The organism is Aneurinibacillus terranovensis DSM 18919 (genome assembly GCF_000430625.1).
GTDB lineage: Bacteria > Bacillota > Bacilli > Aneurinibacillales > Aneurinibacillaceae > Aneurinibacillus_B > Aneurinibacillus_B terranovensis.
This window is the reverse complement of sequence record NZ_AUMJ01000033.1, coordinates 63,367-71,790: the sequence shown is the minus strand read 5'-3', so window position 1 is coordinate 71,790 and position 8,424 is coordinate 63,367. Positions and strand designations below refer to the sequence as shown.

Sequence of the window (8,424 nt, the reverse complement as noted above, 5' to 3'; positions counted from 1 at the left end):
TATGCATCCCACGATTACCAGAAGAAACTTCAAGTCTATCAAATGATCGGCAGTATGAGTCGTAAGGGAAACTGTTATGACAACGCTTGTATCGAGTCGTTTCACAGCGTCCTGAAGAAGGAGCTGATCTATCTCAATAAATACGAGAATCGGGAAGAAGCGAAGAAAAGCATCTTTGAGTACATTGAGATATTTTACAATAACCAGAGGATTCATTCTTCCATCGGATACCAAACGTCATCTAATTACGAACTAATGTTCTATAAGTTGGCAGCATGAAAAATTAATCTGTGTCTACTATCTTGACAGAGGTCCATCATTGACATTCTTTATGACATGAAATTGATCAAAAGTAATGGCGGCATGAGGAAAATGTTCCTCAAACCCTTTGATGAAGGCTGGGGACATATCGATGCAAACTTCTTTGATGTGTTCGGCGTTTCCGCCGTGAGCTTCCAGATGTTCTTTGCAAACACGGACCGTTTCAGCATTTTTTTCTTTTGTAGCACAAATGACTACTTTTTGGTCAGCGTCCATAAAGATGGTGATATAATGGTGTCCTCTTTTAGACGAAGTTTCATCGGTCCGATTTTCGTTACTTGAGACAGATCCTGTGCTTCAATCGCTGTTCGACGTAGTAATGTAAGATTCTCCAAAGCCGAGTATCATGTTCCCCAAGAAGACGAGCAATCGCATTCATTGGCATGTCTTTTGCCATGGTCATCACTAGCGCATCAAATTTCAGTGTAAAGTAGTGACGGGGTTTAATCGCCCATGGAACATGGACTCTTTTGATTGTGTTACATTGACCACACTTGGTTCGAGGTAGTTCTGCGTGAATGTAGGTAGGATATTCCCAAAAATTCAAGTGCCTCCATGTCCTATTTTCAGCTGCCGTATCATATACCGGTTGCTTTTCGGTTCCATACCCTGGCATGTAAACAAACCACGTTTACGATACTTGACGAAAACGTCTAGTTGTTGTAATTCTTCATTAAATTGACAACGATCGATATACCATGGTTCAGGGGTATGCATGGCTCTTTCTACTTCATCAATCTCTATAAACATATGAAAATACCTCCGTGTACTGGTCTATTATTTCCAGTATTAACAGGTGGTTTTCACTTTAATCAGCGAAGAAGCGTGTTCCTTTTAATATTTCAGGATTTCTCCGCGTTCTCAAAATGTGGATGGTTGACTCCCGTTGAATAAACGAGTAAAATAATTACTCGTGATAGGGTAGTTTTTATAGTGGAATTTCGTGAAAAAAGATAAGGTTTTACTGGAGTGACGGAATTGCTGGATTATTTAATAACATCTAAAACACGGGTTAAGCTTATTTTAAAGTTTTTTCTAAACTCGGAAACGAGGGCTTATCTACGCTCGCTGGCGGAAGAGTTCGGGGAATCAACAAATGCTGTTAGAGTTGAGCTTAATCGATTAACTGAAGCGGGTCTGCTAGAAGCTAAGAATGAGGGAAGAACAAAAGTTTACCAAGCGAATAAAAAACATTCATTATTTAATGATTTACATAATATTGTAAAAAAATATTTAGGAATAGATACGTTGATTGATGAGATATTAAGTAAGCTTGGTAATGTCGAAACTGCTTTAATTATCGGTGATTATGCGTGTGGTATTGATTCTGGGATTATCGATCTTGTTGTTGTCGGGGATTTTGATCGGAATTATTTACAGCAACTTGTAGAAAAAGTTGAGTATTTAATTAAGCGTAAAATTCGTGTTCTTGTTTTAAACAAAGAAGAATTCATTAGCCTAAGTGATAAATTTAAAAAAGAAAATGCTATCATTGTATGGCATGAGAATAATGTAAGGGATGAAAATTAGTTAATGACCAACCTCAAATCATTCTATAAAGCTTTTGTTAACTTTTTAAATAGTCGTAGGCTTATCTTTGAATTAGCTAGAAACGATATTCAGTCAAGATATCTTGGTTCATATCTAGGTGTTTTTTGGGCATTTATTCAACCTCTTATTACAATTTTAATTTTTTGGTTTGTTTTTCAAGTAGGTTTTAAATCAATGCCAATAAATAATGTTCCTTTCATTTTATGGTTAGTACCAGGAATATTACCTTGGTTTTTCTTTAATGATGGTTTATTAAGTGCTACAAATGCTATAATAGAAAATACCTATTTGGTAAAAAAAGTTATTTTTAATGTAAGTATTCTTCCGATAGTTAAAATAATGTCTTCCTTATTCATTCATTTATTTTTTGTCGTTTTTATTTTTATTCTTTATGGAATGTATGGTTATTTCCCATCTATTTATAATGTTCAAGTTGTTTATTACTTGATAGCTACATTGTGTTTCCTTTTCGGGTTATCTCTAATCACTTCTTCATTAGTGGTCTTTTTAAAAGATATAGGTCAGATTATCGGAATGATTCTACAGTTTGGATTTTGGATAACACCAATTTTTTGGAGTTTTAAAATTCTTCCAGAAAGGTATCGTTACTTTTTTAAGTTGAATCCGATGTATTATATTGTAGAAGGATACAGGGATAGTTTTATAAATCATGTATGGTTTTGGCAGCATTATCAATTGACTGCATTTTTCTGGATAATTACATTTTGTTTTATCATAATAGGGGGTACTTTGTTTAAAAAATTACGGCCTCATTTTGCTGATGTAATTTAGAGGGGACGAACAATAAATATGGATACAATCTCAATTCGAGTAGATAACTTGACAAAATCCTATAAATTATACGACCATCCTGTTGACCGATTAAAAGAATCTCTACATCCGTTACGAAAAAAATATCATAAAGATTTTTATGCTCTTAAAAATTTATCTTTTGAAATAAAGAAAGGTGAAACAGTGGGGATTATTGGGAAAAACGGTTCCGGTAAGTCAACTCTACTAAAAATTATCACTGGAGTCTTAACTCCTACTTCGGGAACTGTGCACGTGAATGGAAAAGTTTCGGCGCTTTTGGAACTTGGTGCTGGTTTTAACCCTGAATTAACTGGTATAGAAAATATATATTTAAATGGTATGATAATGGGCTATAGTAAGGAAGAGATGAATAAAAAAATAGATGATATTCTTTCTTTTGCTGAAATTGGTCAATTTGTTTATCAGCCAGTAAAAATGTATTCTAGTGGTATGTTTGCTCGCTTAGCATTTGCCGTTGCTATTAATGTAGAACCAGATATTCTAATAGTTGATGAGGCGTTGGCAGTCGGAGATTTGCGATTTCAAATTAAATGTATGGAGAAGTTTACAACGTTCAGAGAGCAAGGAAAAACCATTCTGTTTGTAACTCATGATATAAATAGTGTAAAAAGATTTTGCACTAAAACAATTTGGATTAATGAAGGTGTTGTTCAAGCTCAAGGTGAAACGGATATTGTCACAGATATGTATCTTGATTTCTTGAAGATTGGTGAAGTGCCTAAAATGCAGGATCTTGGCACATTTAAAAATAATAATGATACAGATGATAAATCTCAAAATGAACAATTAGCCACTTTGGAAAATAAAAATAATATTGAATTCGATATTGCTCGTATTAAAAACATTACCATGTTTGATGCGTTGGGAAATAGTAAGGACATTTTTCAACACAATGACCAGGTATTTATAGAAGTTGAATATGAAGTTCGGGAAAAAGTCGAGAAACCTGTTTTAGGTGTTGCTATAAGGACACTAGATCATATATACATTTGTGGGGTTAATACTCTATTGGATAAGATTCCTATAAAGTGGGATATTGGTGTTAATAAATGTCGAATTAGATATGATGAGTTAAATCTTATTGGCGGGAGTTATTATATTGATGTGGCGATTATGGAGCAAAATGCAACAGTGCCAATAGAGTATTTAACTAAAGCGAAAATTTTTACCATTCGTTCTAATTATATTGGAGAAGGATTAGTAATTTTAAAGCACCAGTGGGAGGTTTGCGATGAAGTATGATTTTAAGTTAAATATGGAAGTGGATGATTCTCACTCTTTAATAATAAAGAAAATAAAACCTGGTAGCGTGGTTCTGGAGTTTGGGCCAGCAAACGGAAAAATGACGAAATACCTTAGTGAACATTTATCATGTAAGGTTTATATTGTTGAGTTAGATGAAATAGCTGGTAAACAAGCTGCTAATTATGCTCAAGATTATTTGATTGGCAATATCGAAGATTATGAATGGATTGATAAATATCGACATTTAATGTTTGATTATATTATTTTTGCTGATGTTTTAGAACACTTAAATAACCCTCAAAAAGTTTTGAAGACTGCCACTCGATTTTTAAAAGAAGAAGGATCTGTTTTGGTTTCCTTACCAAATATTGCACATAATTCAATTATTATAGATTTGATTAATAATAAATTTGAATACAAACAAACAGGATTGTTGGATAGCACACACGTTCGTTTCTTTACGTATTCTTCTGCAGTTGAGTTATTAGATTTTGCAAATTTAGTTCCGGTTACGCAAATGGTTACTTATACAAGGGTTGGTCAGAACGAATTTAATAACTCATATGCTGATATCCCGAATAGTCTTGCTATGGAATTAAAGAAAAAAAAATATGGTGAAGTATATCAATTTGTATTTGAAGCAAAAAAGAAATTGAATGTTGACGATTTTCTTCGAATAGAAGAAATATCAAAAAAAGTATTACCTCAATACCAGATGCAGTTATATGTTGATCAAGGCGGTGATGGATACAAAGAAGAAGTATCAATTATTAGAGAGTTTGTTGGAAAAGAAAATATAATAGAATTTGACCTTACACAGTTCTCTAAGATAAAGAGTATGCGTTTTGATCCATGTAATTCTCCCGTTATAATTTCGCTCAAGGAAGTTTTAATCTTATATGAGGATGGTCAAGAGAAATTAGAACCTTATCAAACAAATGCTTTATATCAATTTAATGATTTGTTCGTATTTGAAACGTCTGATCCTCAAATATGTTTTAATATTAAATGTGAAAAAAATATAAAAAAAGTTGTTTTTAGACTCAAATATTTATACTTTGGTAATCAGGGTACTTTGCTTAATGATGATTTAATTAAAAAGTTAAATCAATACCTATTAGAAATCAATGGATTAAAGCTTGACTTCAAAACCACATTGGATGCAATTAAGGAAGAAAAGGATTTACTACAAGTTCTTTTAAATGAATCCATAGAAAAATTGTTAAATATTGAGCGGGAATTAGAAGCGAAACAAAGTTTATTAAACTATAAAGAAAATGAAATATGCCAAATTTTAAATTCTACGTCCTGGAAAATCACAAGACCATTAAGAAATATAGGTGAATTATTAAAAAAAATATTACAAATACCGAAAGAAAGCAAAAAAATAGCCTTTTTAGCAAAAAAGGCAGTTGTAGTTATAAAACGTGATGGCATAAAAAGTTCTTTTATAAAAATTAAAGACTACTTATCTCATAGTTCTCCATATAAGTCTATTGATCCGGAAAAATATGAGATTGCCATTAAAAGGGACAATTTGAATGATGGAAGGGTTGAGCGAATTCATGCGCATATAAATGAGTTATCATATCAACCTCTTATATCAATTATTCTTCCTGTATATAACGTGGAGGAACGTTGGCTGCGTAAATGTATTGAGTCTGTTGAAGCACAATTATATTCTAATTGGGAATTGTGTATTGCTGATGATGCTTCGACTAAAGCACATGTTAAACATGTTTTAGATCAGTACGCGGCTAAAGATCCAAGAATAAAAGTAACTTATCGCAAAAAAAACGGACATATTTCTGCAGCTTCAAATACAGCTCTGGATATGGCTTTAGGGGATTTTATTGCTTTATTGGATAATGATGATGAGTTAACCCCTGATGCATTATATGAAAATGTTGTGTTACTAAACAAATACCCTGATGCCGACATGATATATAGTGATGAAGATAAAATTAATGAAAAAGGAGAAAGGTCTCTTCCATTTTTTAAACCTGATTGGTCTCCAGATTTATTATATTCACAAATGTATACTTGTCATCTAGGTTTATATCGTACTGAATTAGTCCGTAGAATTGGTGGATTTAGAATCGGGTTTGAAGGAAGCCAGGATTATGATTTAGTATTACGTATAAGCGAACATACAGAACGGATTTACCATATTCCCAAAGTTTTATATTCTTGGCGTGCCCTCGAAACTTCTACATCTAGTAATCCAGAATCCAAACCATATGCTAATGATGCAGGTTTAAGAGCTTTGAATGAACATTTATCAAGAGTATATGGAGAAGGCAATGCTTGGGCGGTCGAGGATAAACAATTATATGTATATGATGTTAGATACAAACTACCTGAAAAAAAACCTAAAGTTAGTATAATTATTCCTACAAAAGACAAGGTAGAATTAATTGATGCGTGTATTAAGAGTATTTTTTCGAAAACAACATATACAAATTTTGAAGTTATTATAATGAACAACAATTCGGCACATGATGAAACAATGGCATGGTTTGATAACATCCAAAAATTGTATAAAAATATTCGGGTTATTAATGCAAACTATGAGTTCAATTGGTCAAAGTTAAATAATCATGGGATCGCGGAAGCCTCAGGAGATGTTTTTGTATTTCTAAATAATGATACAATCGTGATAAGTGAAGATTGGTTAGAACGATTAACTGAAAAATTTATGAGAAAAAATGTAGGAACTGTGGGAGGACTTCTATTATATGAGGATGGAAGCATACAGCATGCTGGTGTTGTAATCGGGTTAGGAGGATGGGCGGAGCATGTATTCAAAGGAATGAATCCTATACATTTTGGTTCTCCTTTTGTTTCTCCGGTTATAACTAGAAACGTTTCTGCTTCAACAGGAGCTTGCTTAGCTATTTCACGCGAGGTGATAGAGAAAATAGGCAAATTTAACGAAGAATTCGTTGTGTGTGGAAGTGATGTTGAGATATCATTAAGAGCATTGAAAATGGGCCTGGTGAATATATATGATCCGCATGTGAAATTATACCACTTAGAATCTAAGACACGCTCAAATTATATTCCTGAAATTGATTTTACGCTTTCAGCTAAACATTATAGTCCGTTCAGAGAGAATGGCGATCCGTATTATAATCCGAATTTATCTTTATTAAATACCATGCCTTCAATAAAAGTAGGTGATACAAATGCTTAATAAAATTAAAAAATTAGCTAGACGTAGTAAAATTATAAGAGAAATTTACAAAAATATAAATGCCTCCTTAATAGAAACAAGTATCGGTGAGATAACACCTTTAAATGCTCGGAAAAGTTTATTCGAAGGTAAAAGAATAAATCTTATTGTACCGTCAATTAATCAAGAACATTTATTCGGAGGTATATCAACAGCTCTTCATTTTTTTGATGAATTATCTGGAGATAAATTCAAACGTAGAATTATCTTGACTGACGCCTCTCCAACTCAGAAGGATTTAGAGCCATTTAAAGAATACAAGTTTTTGTCAATGGATGAGGATGCTAATGATGAATACCAAATTGTTGCAGTTAATGACAGATACAATAGAACGTTACCGGTAAGTAGTAATGATATATTTATGGCAACTGCATGGTGGACGGCTTATGCAGCTCAAAGATTAGTTAAGTGGCAATCAGAAGCATATAATCAAAATATTAAAGAAATGATTTATTTTATTCAGGACTTTGAACCTGGATTTTATCAATGGTCAAGTCAGTATGTGTTGGCTGAAAGTACTTATAAATATGATGGTCCTCAAATTGCTATTTTTAATTCATCCTTGCTTAATGACTATTTTAAAGAAAAAGGTTATATGTTTAGTCAAGAATATTGTTTCGAACCAAAGTTAAATCATAAATTAAGAGAGTATTTCTTAATGGAAGAGCAAGTTGCTAAAAAAAGGCAAATTTTGATATATGGAAGACCATCTGTTGCTAGAAATGGATTTTCTTTAATTATTGAGTCTCTTAGGATCTGGTCTCAAACATATCCAAGGGCTAGTGAATGGAATATTATCTCAGCTGGTGAACAACATCCTAATATTGATATAGGAAATGGAATAACTGTAATATCTAAAGGCAAGATGAGCTTAGAGGAATATGCTAAAATTTTATTGGAATCTGCAGTTGGCATCTCTCTGATGATTTCTCCTCATCCAAGTTACCCTCCACTTGAGATGGCGTGTTTTGGGCTGAAAGTAATTACTAATAGTTTTGAGAATAAGAATTTATCAGAGGCAAGCAGGAATATTTTATCAATAAAAAAATGTTCCCCTGATGAAATAGCTCAAAATATTTATTATTTATGTAACAATATTAATTTAAAATGTAACCTAAATAAAAATATTGTAGAATTCTATGTTAATGATATACCTCAATTTGATTTTATAAACCGTCTACAAAAAAAGTTATAAAAAATTGTTATTATTACTTGAAAAGATCGTATTTAGGATTAAG

8 protein-coding genes and 1 pseudogene are annotated in these 8,424 nt (G+C 32.5%); 6 read left to right on the top strand and 3 right to left on the bottom strand.

The window, feature by feature from the left end; translation table 11 throughout:
- A partial coding sequence (locus tag H525_RS0106760; RefSeq protein ID WP_027415585.1) for an integrase core domain-containing protein occupies window positions 1-279 on the top strand: 279 nt, incomplete at its 5' end.
- Between the two features lie 18 nt (window positions 280-297).
- Here H525_RS0106760 and H525_RS25425 read toward each other — a convergent pair.
- From H525_RS25425 to H525_RS29375, 3 genes and pseudogenes are all read right to left on the bottom strand, one after another.
- Window positions 298-570 (bottom strand): annotated as a pseudogene (locus H525_RS25425) (ISL3 family transposase); the annotation flags it as partial.
- Between the two features lie 25 nt (window positions 571-595).
- Window positions 596-937: a helix-turn-helix domain-containing protein gene (locus H525_RS25420; protein ID WP_155837172.1), complete on the bottom strand. Its 342-nt coding sequence runs from the start codon at window positions 935-937 to the stop codon at window positions 596-598.
- On the bottom strand, window positions 865-1,071 hold the full coding sequence (locus H525_RS29375) for a hypothetical protein (RefSeq protein ID WP_211236984.1): 207 nt from the start codon (window positions 1,069-1,071) through the stop codon (window positions 865-867). Before H525_RS29375 ends, H525_RS25420 begins: the two co-directional genes overlap by 73 nt.
- A 219-nt stretch (window positions 1,072-1,290) precedes the next feature.
- Here H525_RS29375 and H525_RS0106745 point away from each other — a divergent pair, with 219 nt between their 5' ends.
- The 5 genes from H525_RS0106745 to H525_RS23090 are packed head-to-tail and all read left to right on the top strand — an operon-like array spanning window position 1,291 to window position 8,381.
- Window positions 1,291-1,851 (top strand): winged helix-turn-helix domain-containing protein, encoded by a 561-nt coding sequence (locus H525_RS0106745; protein WP_245590416.1) that lies wholly within the window; start codon window positions 1,291-1,293, stop codon window positions 1,849-1,851.
- Between the two features lie 3 nt (window positions 1,852-1,854).
- Window positions 1,855-2,664, top strand: a complete 810-nt coding sequence (locus tag H525_RS0106740; RefSeq protein WP_027415582.1) for an ABC transporter permease — start codon at window positions 1,855-1,857, stop codon at window positions 2,662-2,664.
- Window positions 2,665-2,682: 18 nt separating this feature from the next.
- Window positions 2,683-3,948, top strand: a complete 1,266-nt coding sequence (locus H525_RS0106735; RefSeq protein ID WP_027415581.1) for an ABC transporter ATP-binding protein — start codon at window positions 2,683-2,685, stop codon at window positions 3,946-3,948.
- Window positions 3,938-7,147, top strand: a complete 3,210-nt coding sequence (locus H525_RS25415) for a glycosyltransferase (protein WP_051330860.1) — start codon at window positions 3,938-3,940, stop codon at window positions 7,145-7,147. Before H525_RS0106735 ends, H525_RS25415 begins: the two co-directional genes overlap by 11 nt.
- Window positions 7,140-8,381 carry a rhamnosyltransferase WsaF family glycosyltransferase gene (locus tag H525_RS23090; RefSeq protein WP_035100240.1) on the top strand — a complete coding sequence of 414 codons (1,242 nt, stop codon included), beginning with the start codon at window positions 7,140-7,142 and terminating at the stop codon, window positions 8,379-8,381. The genes H525_RS25415 and H525_RS23090 overlap by 8 nt, the downstream gene beginning before the upstream one ends.
- The last annotated feature ends 43 nt before the right edge of the window (window positions 8,382-8,424 follow it).

Bases quoted from the DNA above. Each gene is read 5' to 3' on its own strand.
- H525_RS0106735 (WP_027415581.1), top strand. From the start codon at position 2,683: ATGGATACAATCTCAATTCGAGTAGATAACTTGACAAAATCCTATAAA.
- H525_RS29375 (WP_211236984.1), bottom strand. From the start codon at position 1,071: ATGTTTATAGAGATTGATGAAGTAGAAAGAGCCATGCATACCCCTGAA.
- H525_RS0106740 (WP_027415582.1), top strand. From the start codon at position 1,855: ATGACCAACCTCAAATCATTCTATAAAGCTTTTGTTAACTTTTTAAAT.
- H525_RS25420 (WP_155837172.1), bottom strand. From the start codon at position 937: ATGCCAGGGTATGGAACCGAAAAGCAACCGGTATATGATACGGCAGCT.
- H525_RS25415 (WP_051330860.1), top strand. From the start codon at position 3,938: ATGAAGTATGATTTTAAGTTAAATATGGAAGTGGATGATTCTCACTCT.
- H525_RS23090 (WP_035100240.1), top strand. From the start codon at position 7,140: ATGCTTAATAAAATTAAAAAATTAGCTAGACGTAGTAAAATTATAAGA.